The following is an 18406-nucleotide window of genomic DNA, read 5'->3' on the forward strand; positions in this document are numbered from 1 at the left end:
CTTGTAAGCAAATCGATACGGCTTTTATCAATCGATTTAAGATTGGCTTTCATATTGGAATTGAAATGGGCATAATGCCCAATTATTTACTGTTCAATCAGTTTTAAAGTGGCAATAACCGGAATATGATCACTCACTAAAGGCCATTTAATCCCGTTCCACTCTTCACCGTTATTTGGAATAATTAATTTTTCAACTTCCCATACCTGATTACGGCTAGTGAATATATGGTCAAGATCTAATCCGGGATTTCCGGCTGGCCATGTTCGGGTATCAACATTTTCTTGTTTAACTAAAGTCCAATATTTTTCAAACTCTTTAACAACTCGATCATTTTTAACCGAATTAAAATCACCCAATAAAATCATTATGCCGGAAGCAAGATTCGGAAACTCCTCGTCTAAATCCAGATCATCAAAAACGATGCTATTAATAAATCGTGCTTGTGACATTCTTACCTCATCTTCTTCATGCCAATCAAAGTGAGAGTTAAAAATATAGATAGGAGAATCAAAACCCGGCAGGTTGATTTTACTTAGCATCAATGCTCGTTGTTCATAATCGCCCGACGGCAACAAAAACACCTTTGTTTTTTCAATTGGATACTTAGATAATATTGCATTACCATAATTGCCGCCTTTCATATCGGTCGCTTTACCAAAGGCGTAATACATACCGGTTTTTTCGGCAATGATTTTGGCTTGATCTAAGCCGTTACTGCGTGTGGTATTTTGATCGACTTCTTCCAGTGTGACGATATCCGCATTCATCGATTTAATCGCTTTAGCGACTAAATCAAGATCAACGTTATGCTTTCTTAATCCACCCGCTATATTGTAATTTGCAACGGTAATTTGCGGTTGTTTATCTTTTTCATATACTTTGTTTGGCGAGCTATAATACTGCGACTGAACTAAATCTTGTGATGCATAAGCATGAGAAAACCAAGCCAATAATCCAACTAGCCCTAATACAAAAAATTGTTTTTTCATCTGTTTTTTCCTATAGCAAAATGTGCTTAAAAGTTTGAATTTTTTCAAACTTACCTATACTAAAATAGATATACGCTTTTAAATGCGATCTGTATCACAAGTTAAATTTTTATTATTAAATAAGTTATCATTGATTTTCTAACCACAATAAAAAAGCCATGAGATAACTGCATGGCTTTTTAGCGTATAAGACTAAATTATTTAGTATTTTTTATTATCATTTGCACCGGATAGTGATCGGAATAATTATCAGTAAATTCATCTTTCAAAACTTGAACATCCATGACATCATCTTTCAGTTTGGGTGACACATAAATATAATCATAGCGAAGTGGTGTGGATGCTTGATCATAAAATACTTTGGTTGGTGCAGTGGCAATAAAATCTTTATTCTTTATTTTTAATGCATCAATAAAGCCTGCATCAATAAGATTTTGTTGCACAGTATAACTGAGCTGACCGTTGACTAAGTTTTCTAAGATAGGTCTTTTTTTCTGTTTTTCTTTAATATCATTAAGTAAATTACTTGAGTCATACTCTTTCTTATCTGCCGGCGAGAATGAATTTAAGTCCCCTGCTATAATCCATTTACCGTTAGGATCACGACTGTATTTGATTGAATCGATAATTAAATTCATCTCATCAATTCTTTTAGCCGTCCAGAAAGGATTCAGATGGGTGACAACAAAATGGTAATTACCGATATCAGCATATAGCGCACCATGCCATAAATTATCGACAACTTTTTGCACATTAATTATCGGATATTTAGAAGTAATAGCTACCGGGAAAAACGCAGGATCATCAGGTGATTCTTTCAATAATACCGCATACTTATGCCCATAACTGGCGGCAAATTTTTCGAGCTTTTCACGGGTAAAAAAGTTCATCTCTTGCCAGGCGATTATATCGGCATCTTGTGCTTTCGCCCAATCAATAAACTTCTGTTTACCCTCTGATTCATCTAATTTCATGCCGTTATAGACATTATAACTAATCATCTTAAGCTCTTTAACATCTTCAATTGCAGCCAATGCGGTTGAAGTGCTGAAAATAAGACTACCAATCAGTGCGGCCATTTTTAATTTGCTTTTAATCATAAGATATTCCTTTCTATAATATTAATTGATATAACAAGTATCATATTGATTGCTATTTCTACAAAACGGTTTTTACAATTTATGTGACCTATGTCAATATTATTCATCTTTAACTCATTGACGAATATCATTAATCAATTTAGTTCGATAAGAATAAGGGGAAAATCTAAAGCTTTTTACAGACAGAACTTGGGTTAAAATTTTTTCATCAAACAGCTAGCCAAATTAAAAGCTTTATTAAAACTTTTTTAGTCATTTCAACTTATTTTAAAAAATCATTTAATCGGTTTTAAATTAGCTAAGCGTTTTTTCAATCTACTGGGTAAAGATAATCGGATAGAAAAAATATCCTAATTGTCTAATTAGGATATGTTAAACTCAGCAACGTAATAATGAATTAACCTTGAGGCCAAATAAAACGCCCTTTGGCTTCGGGATCTTCATTGATAAACTTTCTTAATGCTTCAGATTGATAAAGTTGTTTAACATCTTTTGCCCATTGGGTATTGAGATTCTCTTTTTTGACAACCACCATTAATTCCAGATTCGGTGATAATTTTTCCTGAAATAATACATTATCAGCCGGCACTTTGCTAAGCCATGCTACACCGCCCGGCATAATTGCATAATCCACTTCACCTAAGGTGCGAGGAATAATTTCAGATAATAAAAGTTTAAACTGCAAATTGTATTTATTTTCGGCAATATCATTCAGACTGGCGGTACCGGTTGGGGTATTTGGCTTAAGTTTGATCCAATTTAACTCTTGCAGTAATAACAGTGCCCGAGCAGTATTAGAAGGATCATTAGGAATAGCAATTGTTTGATTAGGGGCTATCTCATTGACAGAACGATGTGTTTGGGAAAACAGTGCTGCGGATATGGAAGGAATATGAACTAACGAAACCAAATCATTATTTGTCTCTTTATTGTAGACATCAAGATAAGCTTGATGCTGAGCGGCATTCATATCAATACTTCCTTCAACCAGCGCCGTATTAGCATCTCTTAATGAACTAAAATTAACTAATTTAACTGTGTAGCCCTTTTTTTCCAGTTCCGGTTTAACGACTTTTTCCATTAAAATGTTATGCATACTTGGTGGCAAACCTACCACGATTTCTTTTTTGTCAGCGCTATTGGCTTGCTCCGATTCTGATTTACGATCACAACCAATCAAAGACAGTCCTAACATCATAAACAATGGCAAATAGAGATATTTTTTCATTATTACTCCTTTTTATTCTATTGATTAAATGAATCGTTCAACTCATTTAGGAAAATGTGTATTACTTATCGTAATAACATTATAGATAGGTATGATAAAACGTGATAATACAGAAAAATTATATAGTTATTCTAATAAAGAATATATATTAATTAAAAATTAAATTGCTCTGATGTTTATGCTTAAGTGAAACAGAAACATCAAAGCGATTCATTAATAATAACAAAAAGGTATAAAGTCAAACAAAATTAAATAAGTTTTTAATCAAGTAAGGCGTGGTATTATTGAAAGGAGATTACAAATAATAACGCTATTTTATCGCACTATTGATAAATCTGTCCTAAATAACCGTCTAACCTGCATGTAAAATCTAATTAATTCGATTCATACTCTCTTTCACCCATTTAATAAATGCCCTTATTTTAGGATTACGCTGGTTACTTCCGGTAATAATATAGTAACGCTGTTTGCAAGTTGCAACCATATCCGGGAACGGGATAATCAATTCACCCGACTCAATGTATTTTTTAATGATATGATGCCGCCCCATTGCAATACCGGTATGATTCATAGCTGCGGTTAACGCCAAATCAGAACGGTCAAATAACATCATCGGAATTGAATAAAAATCATAATTTAGATTAAATTGTCGCTGCCATGTCTCCCATTCATCAAAGTTTGAATCATAACCCCATGCTTGATAATCGTGTAATAAAAAACAGTGTTTAAGGTTATCAAAGTGATCATTTAAATTATATCTCTCTGCATACTTTGCACTACAAACAGGGGTAATCGATTCATGCATTAAATGGTAACAATTTAAATCCTTATGTTCTAAATCATCATAATAGATCGCCAGATCAATGCGATGCTGGTTAAAATTAATCATTTCATTACCTGTTAAAATATTGACCGTGATATACGGGTGTTTGGTAATGAATTCTGAGATTCTAGGCACCAGCCAACCTTGAGCAAAAGTCGGTCTGGCATAAATCGTTAATTGGCCGGCTAACTCCTGACTTTTGATTTCTAAAATCTCTTTATTTAACTGAGCCAAAGATTTTTTTAGAATATTAAATAGATTTTCACCGTCATTGGTTAATTTAATACGCCGATGTGACCGAATAAACAGTTTAAAACCTAACTCCTCCTCCAGCTTATTAATTTGATGACTAACAGCACTCGGACTAATACATAACTCATCAGCTGCTTGAATAAAAGAACAGTAACGCGCGGCTGCTTCAAAAGTGTGAAACTTTGCTAATTGATAACGTGAAACCAATCGATTAGTTGTAAAAATGCGATCATCATCAAACATTACTCTCTCCTTTCTGAAAAATTCCGTTATTAAACTATAAATATTGCTGAAAACATATCCAATTGATCACAAATTATTAATTTCATGATACAAATCACATCTTTAACTGAAACTAGTTCATGCTAACGTGATTATTAATCATTTGTCAGTTTGGGATGCTTAAAATCTAATACTCACTCACTCTTTACTATACAAGGAAAACATGATGGATTCACAATTTTGGGTTTTAGGTGTTTTAGTAACAAGTATTTTGTTAATTGTAATTAGTATCGTCAAATGTAAACTTCATCCTTTTTTAGCCTTATTATTATCCAGTTTTTATGTGGGTGCTTTAATGGGAATGAAACCACTAACAATGATATCATCGATTCAAGATGGCATCGGTGGCACGCTGGGTTTTTTAGCTGCCGTCATCGGTTTAGGAACAATTTTAGGTAAAATGATGGAGATTTCCGGTGCCGCAGAGCGCATTGGGATCACCCTACAAAAATGCCGTTGGTTATCCCCTGATGTCATTATGGTGTTAGTCGGCTTGATCTGTGGTATCACTCTATTTGTTGAGGTTGGGGTTGTATTACTTATCCCGTTAGCATTCTCAATAGCTAAAAAAACCAAAACCTCGTTATTATTGTTAGCCATCCCTTTATGTACTGCGTTAATGGCAGTGCACTGCATTGTACCACCACACCCTGCTGCATTATATGTCACCAATGCATTAGGCGCGGATATTGGTAGTGTGATTATTTATGGTTTAATTATCGGATTAATTGCGTCATTAGCGGGCGGGCCGATTTTTTTACGAATGATTAAAAATAAAATTCCCTTCAAAGCTGTACCGGAACAATTTTCCGATTTAAAAGTGCGAACTGAAGAGGAGTTACCTTCATTAGGCGCAACCCTGTTTACCGTATTACTGCCTATTATTCTAATGTTGATTAAAACCACTGCTGAATTAAATATGGACAAAACCAGCACCGTCTACTCCATACTTGAATTTATCGGTAATCCAATTACCGCTATGTTTATTGCTGCATTTGTCGCCTATTATATTCTAGGTATTAAGCGCCATATGAGCATGGCAACATTATTGACAAAAACAGAAGATTGTTTTTCATCTATTGCCAATATTCTGTTAATTATTGGGGCTGGCGGCGCATTTAATGGTATCTTAAAAGCCAGCGGATTAAGTGATAGTTTAGCGGGCATCTTATCACATCTGGAGATGCACCCTATTTTATTAGCCTGGTTAGTCGCCATTATCTTACATGCCGCTGTAGGCTCAGCGACGGTTGCCATGATGGGGGCAACGGCTATTGTTTCGCCAATGATGTCGATGTATCCCGGTATCAGTCCGGAGATTATCACATTAGCTATTGGATCTGGCGCTATTGGTTGTACGATTGTCACTGACTCACTATTTTGGCTCGTCAAACAATATTGCGGAGCAACAATGAGCGAAATTTTCAAGTATTACACAACAGCCACCTTTATTGCATCAATTGTTGCACTAATAGGCACTTTCGTGTTATCTAATTTTATTTAATGATTCAACAACAAGGAGCGTATATGAGTCAAATCGATACGAAAGCACTAGTTAAAGATAAACCACTAGTAGATAAACTGATCAAACTTCAACCATGCAGTTGGTTCAATCCCAACATAACCACATTGGACATTGCCCTTCCTTACGTCGGGCTTGATAAATCGGATATTACCGATGCCAGCGAACGGCTAAAACGCTTTGCACCTTATCTTGCTTTAGCGTTTCCGGAAACTGCAGCAACACAAGGGATTATTGAATCGCCAGTTGTTGAAATTGCCAATATGAAAAAAGCAATGGAAGAGCGTTATAAAACCAATTTTGCCGGTCAGCTATTTTTAAAGAAAGACAGCCATTTACCTATTTCGGGGTCGATTAAAGCACGAGGGGGCATTTATGAAGTGTTAACCCATGCTGAAAAATTGGCAATAGAAAATGGTTTACTCACTAAAAACGATGACTATAGCAAGTTGTTCTCTGATGATTTCAAACAGTTTTTTAGTCAATACAGTATTGCAGTCGGTTCAACCGGTAATCTCGGCTTATCTATTGGTATTATGAGTGCCAAATTAGGGTTTAAAGTCAGTGTTCATATGTCAGCCGATGCCCGTGAATGGAAAAAACAGAAATTACGTTCACACGGGGTTAACGTTGTCGAATATGAACAAGATTATGGCGTAGCTGTTGAACAAGGGCGAAAAGCGGCACAATCCGATCCTAAATGTTTCTTTATTGATGATGAAAATTCAACAACACTATTTTTAGGCTATTCGGTTGCCGGAGAACGATTAAAACAACAGTTCGATCATATGGGTATTAAAGTCGATAAACAGCATCCGTTATTTGTCTATCTGCCTTGTGGCGTTGGTGGTGGACCGGGCGGTGTTGCTTTTGGGCTAAAAATGGCATTTGGTGATAATGTTCATTGTATTTTTGCCGAACCAACCCACTCGCCTTGTATGCTATTAGGTGTCTATACCGGTCTGCACGATGAAATCGCGGTACAAGATATCGGCATTGATAATCTTACAGCAGCGGACGGCTTAGCAGTTGGACGAGCTTCAGGATTTGTCGGTAGAGCAATGGAACGTCTGTTAGACGGCTATTATACGCTGTCAGATCAGGACATGTATGATCTATTGACATTACTTGATAAAACTGAACATATTCAACTTGAACCTTCAGCACTGGCCGGAATGTTAGGGCCAATTGTGGTAACAAGCGATGCGCCATACTTAGAGCGTATGCAATTTACCGCTGAACAGTTGCAAAATGCAACCCACCTAGTTTGGGCAACCGGCGGTGGAATGGTGCCAAGTGAAGAGATGCAAAAATATTTGCAAGCGGGAAGAAGTTAAAACTTCCCTTACTGACAAATATCACCTTGATATTTGTCAGTAAATCACAAATCTAAAACAAAAAATTAAAGTGCGCCGACAATTGGATGCGCTACATAAAGCTCTTCAAGATAGGTTATCTCGTCATCGGATAATGATACCGACAAAGCCCCGACAGCATCATCAAGATATTGTGTTTTTGTAGCACCAACAATTGGCGACGTCACTCCTTTGGCAAATTGCCATGCTAACGCAATTTGAGTCATAGTGACATGATGTTTTTCGGCAAGTTCCTGCACTCTTTGCACAATTTTTCTATCGGCGCTCTCCATTCCGTCATATTTGGCGATAGCGGTTTGATCTGTTTGGCTACGTAACGTATCGGTATGCCATTGCGAGCGTGCCAACCTACCCGCAGCTAAAGGACTATACGGCGTTAATGAGACATTAAATTGTTTACAAATCGGAATCAATTCACGCTCATCTTCACGATATAATAAATTATAGTGATTTTGCATCGACACAAACTTGGTCCAGCCGTTTTTTTCAGCGGCAAGTTGCAGATTAAAAAATTGATAGCCATACATGGCGGATGCGCCTAAAGCTCTTACTTTCCCGGCTTTAACCAGCTTGTGCAATGCTTCCATGGTCTCTTCAATTGGCGTACTATAGTCAAAACGGTGAATAATATACAAATCAATATAATCGGTACCTAGTCTTTTTAACGAGCCTTCAATCTCTTTTTCAATCGCGCCCTTAGATAAATGGCCTTCATTAAAATAGACTTTAGTGGCTAAAACCACCTTATCTCGCTGGATATTTCTCTTAATTGCTCGACCTACATATTCTTCACTGGTGCCGGCCGAGTAGGTATTTGCGGTATCAAAAAAATTAATGCCTAAATCAAGTGCATGCTTAATAATTGTTTCACTCTCATCCGGATTGAGCGTCCAAGCGTGCATTTTACTGGCTGGATCGCCAAAACTCATGCAACCCAAACAAAAACGTGAAACTTCAATATCGGTATTGCCTAGTTTTACATAATCCATAATATCCTCTCTTTAACTGCGACATGATGATCTAAAGACCTATTTTGCGATCGGCACATAGCCCTTAGCTGATAAAATCATTGTAATCACAATATTGATTGAGATAAATAAGTGATTGATTTATAGTATCATGAATAATATTCATCAATATACTGCATATGTATAACTTTAATGAGTTAAATTACTTTATCACAATCGCCAAAGCCGGGAGCTTTGTCAAAGCGGCAAAATCCCTAGGCGTCTCTTCCTCCGCCCTCTCCCATAGTATGCGGAGTCTTGAAAGTCGTTTAAATCTTCGTTTATTTAATCGAACAACAAGAAGTATGTCATTAACCGAAGCAGGCGATCAACTCTATAAGCAAATCGCCCCATTATTTCATTCCATTAATAACGAAGTTAACGCCTTATCTGACTTTCTAAGTACACCTTCGGGAACAATTAAAATTAATGCGTCCAGTCTGGCAACGCAAACAATTCTTTACCCCAAACTCCGCCATATTTTAAAACGTTATCCACAAGTTAAAATTGAAATTCAATCTGATAATAATTGGGCGGATATTGTTAAACAAGGATATGATATGGGGTGTCGGATCGGCAATGATCTGCCTAAAGAGATGATAGCAGTAAAAATCTCTGATCCATTAAAAATGGCACTGGTAGCAAGCCCGAGTTACCTCAAAAATAAAACATTACCGGAAAAAATAAGCGATTTAGATCATCACCAGCTAATCGGATTAAGAATCTCTGCCCAGCATGCTAGCGAATTGACCTGGGAATTTATCGAAAATGGTAAAATCGTCAATTATCAGCCAACCTCTCAATTCACCACCAATAATCATATACGCAAACAAGCAGTCTTAGATGCGCTAGGCATCACGTGGATCGGTCGCCTTGAAGTTGAAGAAGAACTCGCTAATGGAACCTTAATCGAACTCTTACCCAAATTTGCCATAACCTATGAACCTTTTTATATCTACTACCCAAGCCGTAAAGGTCACTCAAACGTTTTCAAATTGGTGGTAGAGGCATTAAAATCCCCCTGACCGGTAACCAATTTCAATCATTCTTCTAGTCTTTATTTTGGATAAAATTTTATTAAATCTAAAGAATATTTAACAATTGCTCCCTATTCGCTTTTGAGATAAGTACTTAAGATTGGGGTGTAAAAACTGAGTATTTGCTATTAGGTTTAATTATTACGAAGTGCGTTGTTTGGCTGTTCGATAAAAGAGAGATAATTTATTACATCGGTTTATTTGATGTTTAAGTGGTGCCAGTGGTCGGACTCGAACCGACACGCTTTTAAGGGCGGCGGATTTTGAATCCGCTGCGTCTACCAATTTCGCCACACTGGCATTAAGAAGTGTAAATAAGTAAACGTTGGCATTATACTAAGCTTTGCGATATCTGCAACAGATATTATCGTTAAGCCTTCTGGTTGCCTAAAATTTCAGCTACCATTTGCGTTTCCATGCCGGTAATTTTTTAAGAATGACATAAGCGGTCTGTTTTGCCACCGGATAAATGATATTGTGCTCTTTTGCATAACGTAATGTGACTTCCTGCCATTTTTCATCAAACGTTTTCATCGTCCCGTCTTGATGAGCGCAATGTTTACAATAATTTTTGGAGATATCGTGTAAAGGATAATCGCCGATTGATGTCATTGGCATACCGCAGGCAATACACATTTTCATAATTTAATCCCAATTCACCAAGTGAAAGAAACACATACGGATAACAAAATCCTACTCCGAGTTTAACAGGATTACAAGATGAGTTTAGCAGGATGATAACAGTTTAAAAGTTCAGCTCCATTTGTGGCGTCGTAGATGTGGAATGTTGCTGGCGTTGTTGCTGTATTAGCAAATAGCGACGCCTTAATGCTCGCTGTTTGCATAAACGTAACACGTCTTGTTTTTGACTATTAGATAGCTTTAACCAGTTAAACCGCTCTGCTCTTGATCGATAGCAAGTTAAACAATAGCCTTGCTTATCGGTCTCACAAACACGCTTACAAGGGCTTTGAATATCAAAAAACTCAATCTGATCCAATTTTTACCACATCCTTTTAGGGTGCTGTATAGATGCTTAATGCGCCTTTAACCCTAAAGCTTTACTGAGTACTTTAAAACAATCATCACAATCATGCGCAGCTGCGTGTAATAACGTTTGAGTTGGCGCATGAATCAGTTTATTGGTTAATCGATGCGAAAATTCGGCAAATACCTCATCGATATTCGCACCCTGTTTGATAGCGTTACGAGCCTTGAGTTCTAACTCTCGCTTAATATTTTCGGCATTACGTCGATACTGTACGATATAATCAACCGCTTCTCTGGCTTTTAACCATTCAAGAAAAATCTCCGCTTGCTGTTGAATAATAGCGTGGGCTTCTTGAGCGGCAATTGCACGTTGTTCAAGATTATTCTCAACCGTTTGTTGCAAATCATCAATAGTATAAAGATGAATAGGTTTGAGTTGATTGACTGTCGCTTCTATATCACGAGGCACCGCCAAATCGATAAATAGCATCTGCCGATAATCTCGAGCCTGTAATGCTTGTTTAACCATTGTTTGACTAATAATAGGTGATAAGCTCGCTGTCGAACTAATAACAATATCAACCTCGCTTAGCCGAGTTGCAATATCCGATAAAGCAATCATCTCAGCATCAACAATTGCGGTAAGTTTTAATGCATTTTCAACCGTGCGATTAGCAACAATGATATGATTAAAGTTGTGAGGTTTTAAATAACGGGCAATAAGCTCAATAGTTTCCCCTGCTCCAACCAGCATAATATTTAAGCTTGAGGTATCAGTAAATAACTGGCGAGCAACTAAACAGGCAGCATAAGCAACCGATGCGGTATTGGCTCCAATATTGGTTTGACTACGCACAATTTTGGCAACATGAAATATCGATTGAAACAGTTTAGTTAATTTGACCGATAAGCAATTTTGTTGCTGTGAATAGTGATAAGCTTGCTTAACCTGACCTAAAATCTGCGGCTCACCAATAATCATCGAATCGATACCACAGGCAACTGACATTAAATGTTCAACGGCTTGTTGCCCTTCATGCCAATAAAATGAATCTCGATAATGGCTGATATCAAAATGATGAAATTGCGCTAACCAGTTTTCAACAGACTGTTTAAGCCGTAAATAGTCAGTTTGATGCTCATAACTTAAGTAGATTTCAGTTCGGTTACAAGTCGATAAAATAACACAGCCTTCCACTAAAGGATGTTGGTAAAGACTAGATAACGCTTGTTCGACTAATTCATTAGGAAAAGCCAATTTTTCCCTTAAAGCTAGTGGCGCTGTTTTATGATTAACACCTAATATTGTAATTGACATTGCAATGCTTCTTATTTTAAATTTTTTATTAGAAATAATTATTTTATTAAGCGTTCTTTGGGTTGGTATTATACATAAAAAAAATATAAAGGTTAATTTACAGTTAGATTTTCTTATTCGCTCATTTATCAGTTATAATCATCCTACCCTAGCCTAAACTAACTAAAGAGCTGACTTATGTTTAATAAAATAAAATATCTGCTTGTTATAAGCTTGCCATTGCTAATTACAGCTTGTCAAACGACCAAATATCAAACTACGGCATCATCACAGCAACAATGGCAGATGCATCAACAAGAACTTAAACAAATTACCGCTTTTCAAGTTAAAGGTAGCATAGCCCATATCGGCGAAAAAAACCGCAGCTATGGACGTTTCTTAATCACACAACAATCACCTAATCGTTACGAAATTAGATTAACCACACCGATTGGTACCAATATTTTAACGCTCAGAGCCGAGCCTGATTATGCTCAACTGACTGATAGTGACGGTGGACGTTATGATGATAGAAACGTTGAAAGTTTAATGAGAAGAGTGACTAACGTGAACATTCCGCTTGAGTCATTACACAATTGGTTGAAAGGTTATTCTGATGATCCAAATGCCGATAAATTAGATAATTTGGGTAGATTAGCCGCCACTTCATTTATGCAAAACAATAATAAATGGGCGCTTAAAATTACCAATTATGATACCTATACCTATCACAACAAAAAGATTGATTTACCGGCAACAATTGAACTTACCCATAAAGAGGATCTTGTTCGCCTAAAAATCAGCAACTGGACTTTACAATAATGGATAAACCTAATGAAACACTGGTTGTCACCTGCTAAATTGAATTTATTTTTATATATCACTGGTCGTCGTGCTGATAATTACCATAATTTACAAACGCTGTTTCAATTTATTGATTATTGCGACAGCTTAACATTTAACGTTACGGCATGTGATGAGATCAAATTATTAACACCATTTGATCACGTCCCTGCCGATAAAAATTTAATTACCATTGCCGCACAGCGATTAAAAAATTATAGCAATCGGCAGGAATTAGGTGTCGAGATAAGTATTGATAAAAAAATACCAATGGGTGGCGGCCTTGGCGGTGCATCATCCAATGCAGCCACCGTGCTAGTTGCATTAAATCATTTATGGCAACTTAATCTATCAACACAAACATTAATGGAAATCGGGCGTCAAATTGGCGCTGATGTACCGATTTTCATTTATGGACATGCCGCATTTGCCGAAGGAATTGGCGATCAGTTCCAACGTGTTGATATTGCCGAACATTGGTATTTAGTCAGTTACCCAAATATTGAAGTGTCAACGATAGAGGTATTCAACGATCCTAAGCTGACTCGTGATACACCTTGTCGAACGATTGATGAGCTTCTTTCACTTCCCTTTGATAAACTCAGTAATGATTGTGAAAAAGTGGTACGTCAACGTTATCCCAACATTGATGAGTTAATCCATTACCTTTCACAATTTGCCCCTACCCGACTAACCGGCACAGGCGCATGTGTTTTTAGTCAATGCCAATCAAAAGATCATGCTTTGGCATTACAGGCTAAACTTAATAACACCATGTCGGTGAGTAGTTTTATTGCAAGGTCATTAAATCATTCGCCTTTATATCAATCATGAAATCTAACCTTAAGGCACTCAGTTAAAGCGGCTTAAGGTTTATCAAAATTGTTTGCAATTACTATGATTGATTAATTAACCGCATCGCTAGGAATTATAAATAGATGCCCGTTATAGTATTCAACACAGTATAGCCCTTCATAACTGTGATAACCTTGCTCAGCTAATTTCGCTTTTAGCCAATCTTCATCTTTTCCTAAATCTTTAAGTACATCATCTAACGGCTCTTCGTTTTCCAGCACGATTGATGCTATTCCTTTATCGCCTTTTTTAATGACCGACAGTTGCCCATTAGGCTCTAAAATCGCCTTTTCAACTTCGTGTATGGTAAATATGTTTTTCATCCTTAATAAAACGGCAAAACTCGACATGTCTAAATTAACCGCCGCAAATTCATTTAATTTAATTTTGCCTTTATCCATTAATACAATGGGATTACCGACAATAAAGGCTTTGGCATTTTGACTTTTCTTTTTTAAATAGTTGGAAACATACATAATCGTTGTCCACATCAGTAGCACAACCAAAAAATCAAATATCGTTAATTTAGGGTTGTAGATGATGCCGCCAGCAATACCACCCAAAATCATATTACCGATAAAATCAATGCTGGACATTTGAGATAACGATGTTTTACCGGTGATTTTAAGAAATAAAATGATACAGATAAACACGACAAATAATTTCACTGCAATAATTAAAAAATCGTAATAATTCATTTTAGTCTTACTCCAATAGTATTGATAAAACATCAAACAAGTTATAGGGTTATAAAAACAAATGAATAGAACTAAAAACAGCACAGCAGCGAAAGTGACGCTTTTAAGAAAAAATTGACACGATTAATGGTTTAAATGTATTTCGCCCATTTGCGAAATGCCAATCTTGAACACATTTAAAATACCACATAATCTGTTTATTCAATACCACCCGTATTCGGCTGGAGCTATTACAGATGATAGTTTAAAGCCAGCAGACTACAGTAACGAACAGCAACGAACCGCAACGCATAAAGAGCGTGACAAATCTAAACCGATCAAAACCGTTATCGCCTAGTACCGATAACCCAGTCCATGTGCGGTTTTGATTAAAGTTGGGTTGAGTGGATCGATTTCTATTTGCTTACGCAACTTAGAAATATGTTGATCTAACGTTCGGCTATTGGGTGAATAATCATAGCCCCATACATAATCAAACAACATATCGCGAGTGACAACCTGATTTTTATGTTGATATAAGCACTCTAAGATTTTTACTTCACGCAATGAAAGCTCAATAACTTGATCATTTCGTTTGGCACAAAGTTCGGTTGGGTAAATCCATAAATCACCAAAAATAAAAAATGGGCTGGATGTTTGATTAGAAGAGAGTTGAGATTTAAGATAACGTTTGGCAATGGCTTTGATTCTTGCTCTGAGTTCGTGGATACCAAAAGGCTTACTCATGTAATCATCGGCACCCAATTCTAGACCAATCACCCGATCAATCTCTTCATCTTTGGCCGATAAAAATAAAATGGGGACATCATCATTAGCTTTGCGAATCTCACGGCAAACAGAGTAACCGTCTAAGTCCGGCATCATAATATCTAAAATAACAAAATCGGGCGGGTTTTTACTAAATAGCTCAAGAGCGATTGTACCATTGGAAGCCTCAATAACGGTGTAGCCTTCCTGCTCTAAAAGATCGGTCATCCCCTTTCGGATATATTGATCATCTTCGACAATTAAAATTTTCATTTTGACTCCATTAAGATTAATGAAAACGCAACGCCTGGTTTCTCATTAGTCACTTTGATACTACCATTGAGCTGTTGGGCTAATTGATTTGCAATAGTTAAACCAATACCAGTGCCCGAAACGCCTTCGGTAATTGAAGAGTTAATTCGATAAAAAGGCTTAAAAATCTTTTTTAATTGATTATTAGCAATACCATTACCATAATCTCGAACGGTAATAATGGCTTTGTGATTTTGTTCAGTCAGAATTAAATCAACTTTTTGGCCATTTGAAGCATATTTCTCAGCGTTACTTAAAAAGTTGCTGATGATCTGTATCACGCTGTCTTGATCCGTATTCATCATAAAATCATAATGAACATCACAAATTAAATTCAGTTCTAAAGACTTGGTTTCCAAAACCGGCCTAAAGGTGAAATAAATTTGCTTTACAAGCTGAGTGATATTGACGGGTTTAATATTGAGTTTAGCTGGCTTATTAAAATTGAGCACATTTTGTACTAATCTTGTCAGCCGATTACTTTCACTGGTGATCACATCCAAATAATCCGGTACCGGTTGGACTTCATCAATTAATCGCTCTTTGAGCATTTCAGAATAGAGAGAGATATTGGTTAATGGTGTTTTAAATTCGTGAGACACTTGCCCGACAAAGCTAACTTGTTGTTTTGCCAAACGTAATGTTTGGGTATATTCACGATAACAATAGAGAGCAAGTCCTAAAATTATCAGAATAAATAAAACAATAACACTGACACCAAAAATATAGATATTGGTTAAATTTGCTGATTGATAATAATAAGTTAATTGCCAATTTTGTAACGGATAATCTAATGAGATCACAATTTCATTAGGGTACTTTTCCCCGTTATTATAAATCTGCTTTTCATCATTAGATAAATTAAAGCTATCGTTCATTGCCTTTTCATCTAACAGATTGATCACATCTAATGATAATTTAATATTAGAAAGTTCAAAACCGATAATGGTATCTGACTGGATTGACCAATAAACTAGGTAATTATAGGCTTGATACCAACCTGTGCTCGAACGGTGCTGTTCATTTTGAGTATTATGGTTAAATAAAATCGAGTTATCATATCCAATAGATTCAACTAATTGAGACCATTGTTTATCTGTATCATTGCTTAAATATTTAATAACACCATGGTCAATCACAAAAATATTTTTTACATCAGTTTGGATTTGTAACAATTTATCTATATTTGATTCATCATATAATAATATGTCAGACAGGCTATTAAAATAGGTCGATCGCTGGGTTAACAGCGATCCAATTAAAGACTTTATATTTTCTGCACGGCTTTGTGCTAACAACTTCTCCTGATTTTCGCGTTTTATTACTTCGTGTTCTAGCGTGCGCCAACCAAGATAGCTAAAAGCCATAATAAATATACAAAGAGATAGGATCGCTGTTAATTTTTTCATAAGTTATTTTTCGATTTTATTTTGTCTCGATTGAAATTGTTTTTCGACCATTTTCTTACGAGCAACTTTTGCATCATCCTTCTCGATTGCATCAGCTAAAGCCTGATTAATATCCATTTGTGCTTTCATCTTTTCGCTAGCTTCGGGAGCGATACCCATGTATCGCATTGATTCTTCTGAAAGCTTCTCTGCAGAAACAGTTAATAGTGATTTAGCTTCTTCCGTTTTTCCTTGATTATACAGTGCCACCGCTTCGTCATTTGCCAGAATAACTTTTTGTATTTCACTTTCAGCAATAATATTTGGATCAACCGCTTTATCTACCACATCTTGCTTATTGGTATAAGCAATATTGACGGTCTGATTTTCTTTTTCTACTTTCTTATTAAGTAAGTCATTATACGAAAATTCGATATTTGCTAAAGTTTTATTTTCGCCAGCTTTTCCTTTTGGTGGAATAACTTCTAATAATACATACCTTTCTTGATTTGCATATAGCTGGTTCATTTTAATAATCACTTTATTACCTTTAATGATACCATCTCGACCCATTAAACGAACAGGTTTTGTGCCATCTTTAAGATTAATGGTAATAACAATATCTTGCGCTACAGTGGACATGACATCTTTAAATTCCCGAACAAATACATTTTCAAGTTTGGAAGTATCATCAACAAATACATGATTACCGTCGCTGTAACTGGCAATTGAAGACATCAGTTGTTCATTATAGTCATCGCCAATACCAAAAGTACTAATGGCAATATTCTTTTTAGCCGCTACAATCGCCAATTCGGATAATTCCGATACAGAAGATGGCCCTATATTAGCTTGTCCGTCCGAAAGGAGGATGATACGGTTAACATTATCCCGTGAAAGTTGTTTAGAAACCTGATTTATCCCTTTACTTACACCAGCAAATAAGGCTGTACCGCCATTTGCAACCAGATTTTTTTCAATTAAACTTATTATTTTTTGTTTATTTTTGACTTTGGTTGAAGACAGAATAACTTCAGCATTAGTATTATAAGCAATAATTGATAAAGTATCGTCCTCATTTAACATATTGACAGCTAAAATAGCGGCTTCTTTCGCTTTTTTGATACGTTCGCCTGACATCGAGCCTGAACGATCAATAACAATTGCCAAATTGATAGGTACACGTCCAGTCGGTTCATTTTTTTCACCAATTAACGATATTCTCAGATAATTCTTTTCTTCACCATTTTCCAGAATAATTGGCTGAGCAAGTTCAGACTGAACTTGAATTCGAGGTTTAACCAAATCGGTAGCCTGACTCATAAAGCTCAATAGGGTAAATCCTACAGCAGTTATTAGTTTAATCATTTTCATTGTTTCATCCCTTTGTGAAAAGTTTATTTAATTATCCAACTTTTGCCAATCAAAATGTCTAATGCATGTATTTATATGTAAAAGTATGTAAAAACAATTACGAGTTTGAAAATAGACCTTTAAACAGGATTGAGGAATAGAATTCCTTTAAAATTTACAGGTTAATATAACAGCAATTGCCTTATTTAACCAACATGTCATTTTTTGTTTATTGCCAGCTTAAAGAGCAAAGGTATATAATAAAAAATTAGCAACTCTTATAGAGAACATATAGAGAATCTTG

General features: G+C 36.1%; 18 protein-coding genes and 1 tRNA gene. 6 read left to right on the forward strand and 13 right to left on the reverse strand.

The genetic code is table 11. The features are described from left to right. Positions 1 to 86: 86 nt before the first annotated feature. From J3U42_RS08745 to dsdC, 4 genes are all read right to left on the reverse strand, one after another. On the reverse strand, positions 87 to 992 hold the full coding sequence (locus J3U42_RS08745) for an endonuclease/exonuclease/phosphatase family protein (RefSeq protein ID WP_267336226.1): 906 nt from the start codon (positions 990 to 992) through the stop codon (positions 87 to 89). Positions 993 to 1189: 197 nt separating this feature from the next. After that, positions 1190 to 2092: an endonuclease/exonuclease/phosphatase family protein gene (locus J3U42_RS08750; protein WP_267336227.1), complete on the reverse strand. Its 903-nt coding sequence runs from the start codon at positions 2090 to 2092 to the stop codon at positions 1190 to 1192. A 397-nt stretch (positions 2093 to 2489) separates the two neighbouring features. Next, a complete protein-coding gene (locus J3U42_RS08755; protein WP_267336228.1) occupies positions 2490 to 3320 on the reverse strand; it encodes a MetQ/NlpA family ABC transporter substrate-binding protein in 831 nt (276 codons plus the stop codon). 370 nt (positions 3321 to 3690) lie between these two features. After that, a complete protein-coding gene (gene dsdC, locus J3U42_RS08760) occupies positions 3691 to 4638 on the reverse strand; it encodes a DNA-binding transcriptional regulator DsdC (RefSeq protein WP_220219550.1) in 948 nt (315 codons plus the stop codon). Positions 4639 to 4843: 205 nt separating this feature from the next. Between dsdC and dsdX the strand changes: the two genes are divergently transcribed. Together dsdX and dsdA are read left to right on the forward strand one after the other, a co-directional pair. After that, complete coding sequence (gene dsdX / locus J3U42_RS08765; protein WP_416380454.1) at positions 4844 to 6181, forward strand: D-serine transporter DsdX; 1338 nt, start codon at positions 4844 to 4846, stop codon at positions 6179 to 6181. A gap of 23 nt (positions 6182 to 6204) precedes the next feature. Beyond that, entirely contained in the window at positions 6205 to 7536 is a 1332-nt protein-coding gene (gene dsdA, locus J3U42_RS08770; protein WP_267336230.1) for a D-serine ammonia-lyase, read from the forward strand. A gap of 65 nt (positions 7537 to 7601) precedes the next feature. Here the strand turns inward: dsdA and J3U42_RS08775 are convergent, their stop codons facing one another. Beyond that, the gene (locus J3U42_RS08775) at positions 7602 to 8564 is read right to left on the reverse strand and encodes an aldo/keto reductase (protein WP_267336231.1); all 963 of its coding nucleotides are present in this window, start codon (positions 8562 to 8564) and stop codon (positions 7602 to 7604) included. 158 nt (positions 8565 to 8722) lie between these two features. Between J3U42_RS08775 and J3U42_RS08780 the strand changes: the two genes are divergently transcribed. Next, a complete protein-coding gene (locus J3U42_RS08780; RefSeq protein ID WP_267336232.1) occupies positions 8723 to 9607 on the forward strand; it encodes a LysR family transcriptional regulator in 885 nt (294 codons plus the stop codon). Positions 9608 to 9832: 225 nt separating this feature from the next. On the opposite strand, the gene J3U42_RS08785 is transcribed toward J3U42_RS08780, so the two are convergent. The 4 genes from J3U42_RS08785 to hemA all read right to left on the reverse strand — a co-directional run bounded on the left by J3U42_RS08785 (position 9833) and on the right by hemA (position 11927). Further along, a tRNA-Leu gene (locus tag J3U42_RS08785) sits at positions 9833 to 9919 on the reverse strand. Between the two features lie 99 nt (positions 9920 to 10018). Beyond that, positions 10019 to 10261 (reverse strand): zinc ribbon domain-containing protein, encoded by a 243-nt coding sequence (locus J3U42_RS08790; protein WP_220219543.1) that lies wholly within the window; start codon positions 10259 to 10261, stop codon positions 10019 to 10021. A gap of 103 nt (positions 10262 to 10364) precedes the next feature. Then, on the reverse strand, positions 10365 to 10619 hold the full coding sequence (locus tag J3U42_RS08795) for a DUF1289 domain-containing protein (protein WP_267336233.1): 255 nt from the start codon (positions 10617 to 10619) through the stop codon (positions 10365 to 10367). 36 nt (positions 10620 to 10655) lie between these two features. Continuing rightward, complete coding sequence (gene hemA / locus J3U42_RS08800; protein ID WP_267336234.1) at positions 10656 to 11927, reverse strand: glutamyl-tRNA reductase; 1272 nt, start codon at positions 11925 to 11927, stop codon at positions 10656 to 10658. Positions 11928 to 12104: 177 nt separating this feature from the next. Between hemA and lolB the strand changes: the two genes are divergently transcribed. Together lolB and ispE are read left to right on the forward strand one after the other, a co-directional pair. After that, positions 12105 to 12728, forward strand: coding sequence for a lipoprotein insertase outer membrane protein LolB (lolB, locus tag J3U42_RS08805; RefSeq protein ID WP_267336235.1), 624 nt, complete (start codon positions 12105 to 12107; stop codon positions 12726 to 12728). Between the two features lie 12 nt (positions 12729 to 12740). Continuing rightward, positions 12741 to 13583, forward strand: a complete 843-nt coding sequence (gene ispE / locus J3U42_RS08810; RefSeq protein ID WP_267336236.1) for a 4-(cytidine 5'-diphospho)-2-C-methyl-D-erythritol kinase — start codon at positions 12741 to 12743, stop codon at positions 13581 to 13583. A 71-nt stretch (positions 13584 to 13654) separates the two neighbouring features. Here ispE and J3U42_RS08815 read toward each other — a convergent pair whose 3' ends face one another. After that, entirely contained in the window at positions 13655 to 14302 is a 648-nt protein-coding gene (locus J3U42_RS08815; protein ID WP_220219538.1) for a DUF421 domain-containing protein, read from the reverse strand. 166 nt (positions 14303 to 14468) lie between these two features. On the opposite strand from J3U42_RS08815, the gene J3U42_RS08820 reads away from it, so the two are divergent. Next, positions 14469 to 14639, forward strand: a complete 171-nt coding sequence (locus tag J3U42_RS08820; protein WP_267336237.1) for a hypothetical protein — start codon at positions 14469 to 14471, stop codon at positions 14637 to 14639. Here J3U42_RS08820 and J3U42_RS08825 read toward each other — a convergent pair. Genes J3U42_RS08825 through J3U42_RS08835 form a run of 3 tightly spaced genes read right to left on the reverse strand, consistent with a single transcriptional unit; the run spans position 14636 to position 18123 of the window. After that, entirely contained in the window at positions 14636 to 15322 is a 687-nt protein-coding gene (locus J3U42_RS08825) for a response regulator transcription factor (RefSeq protein ID WP_267336238.1), read from the reverse strand. The two genes, J3U42_RS08820 and J3U42_RS08825, sit on opposite strands and share 4 nt — an antisense overlap. Further along, positions 15319 to 16770 carry a sensor histidine kinase gene (locus J3U42_RS08830; RefSeq protein WP_267329367.1) on the reverse strand — a complete coding sequence of 484 codons (1452 nt, stop codon included), beginning with the start codon at positions 16768 to 16770 and terminating at the stop codon, positions 15319 to 15321. The genes J3U42_RS08825 and J3U42_RS08830 overlap by 4 nt, the downstream gene beginning before the upstream one ends. Before the next feature lie 3 nt (positions 16771 to 16773). After that, positions 16774 to 18123 (reverse strand): vWA domain-containing protein, encoded by a 1350-nt coding sequence (locus tag J3U42_RS08835; protein ID WP_267329368.1) that lies wholly within the window; start codon positions 18121 to 18123, stop codon positions 16774 to 16776. Positions 18124 to 18406: the final 283 nt, after the last annotated feature.

Source organism: Gilliamella sp. B2923 (genome assembly GCF_026536565.1).
GTDB lineage: Bacteria > Pseudomonadota > Gammaproteobacteria > Enterobacterales > Orbaceae > Gilliamella.

Coding starts and splice junctions, on each gene's coding strand:
- J3U42_RS08745 (WP_267336226.1), bottom strand. CDS start 992: ATGAAAAAACAATTTTTTGTATTAGGGCTAGTTGGATTATTGGCTTGG.
- J3U42_RS08750 (WP_267336227.1), bottom strand. CDS start 2,092: ATGATTAAAAGCAAATTAAAAATGGCCGCACTGATTGGTAGTCTTATT.
- J3U42_RS08755 (WP_267336228.1), bottom strand. CDS start 3,320: ATGAAAAAATATCTCTATTTGCCATTGTTTATGATGTTAGGACTGTCT.
- dsdC (WP_220219550.1), bottom strand. CDS start 4,638: ATGTTTGATGATGATCGCATTTTTACAACTAATCGATTGGTTTCACGT.
- dsdX (WP_416380454.1), top strand. CDS start 4,844: ATGGATTCACAATTTTGGGTTTTAGGTGTTTTAGTAACAAGTATTTTG.
- dsdA (WP_267336230.1), top strand. CDS start 6,205: ATGAGTCAAATCGATACGAAAGCACTAGTTAAAGATAAACCACTAGTA.
- J3U42_RS08775 (WP_267336231.1), bottom strand. CDS start 8,564: ATGGATTATGTAAAACTAGGCAATACCGATATTGAAGTTTCACGTTTT.
- J3U42_RS08780 (WP_267336232.1), top strand. CDS start 8,723: ATGTATAACTTTAATGAGTTAAATTACTTTATCACAATCGCCAAAGCC.
- J3U42_RS08790 (WP_220219543.1), bottom strand. CDS start 10,261: ATGAAAATGTGTATTGCCTGCGGTATGCCAATGACATCAATCGGCGAT.
- hemA (WP_267336234.1), bottom strand. CDS start 11,927: ATGTCAATTACAATATTAGGTGTTAATCATAAAACAGCGCCACTAGCT.
- lolB (WP_267336235.1), top strand. CDS start 12,105: ATGTTTAATAAAATAAAATATCTGCTTGTTATAAGCTTGCCATTGCTA.
- ispE (WP_267336236.1), top strand. CDS start 12,741: ATGAAACACTGGTTGTCACCTGCTAAATTGAATTTATTTTTATATATC.
- J3U42_RS08815 (WP_220219538.1), bottom strand. CDS start 14,302: ATGAATTATTACGATTTTTTAATTATTGCAGTGAAATTATTTGTCGTG.
- J3U42_RS08825 (WP_267336238.1), bottom strand. CDS start 15,322: ATGAAAATTTTAATTGTCGAAGATGATCAATATATCCGAAAGGGGATG.
- J3U42_RS08830 (WP_267329367.1), bottom strand. CDS start 16,770: ATGAAAAAATTAACAGCGATCCTATCTCTTTGTATATTTATTATGGCT.
- J3U42_RS08835 (WP_267329368.1), bottom strand. CDS start 18,123: ATGAAAATGATTAAACTAATAACTGCTGTAGGATTTACCCTATTGAGC.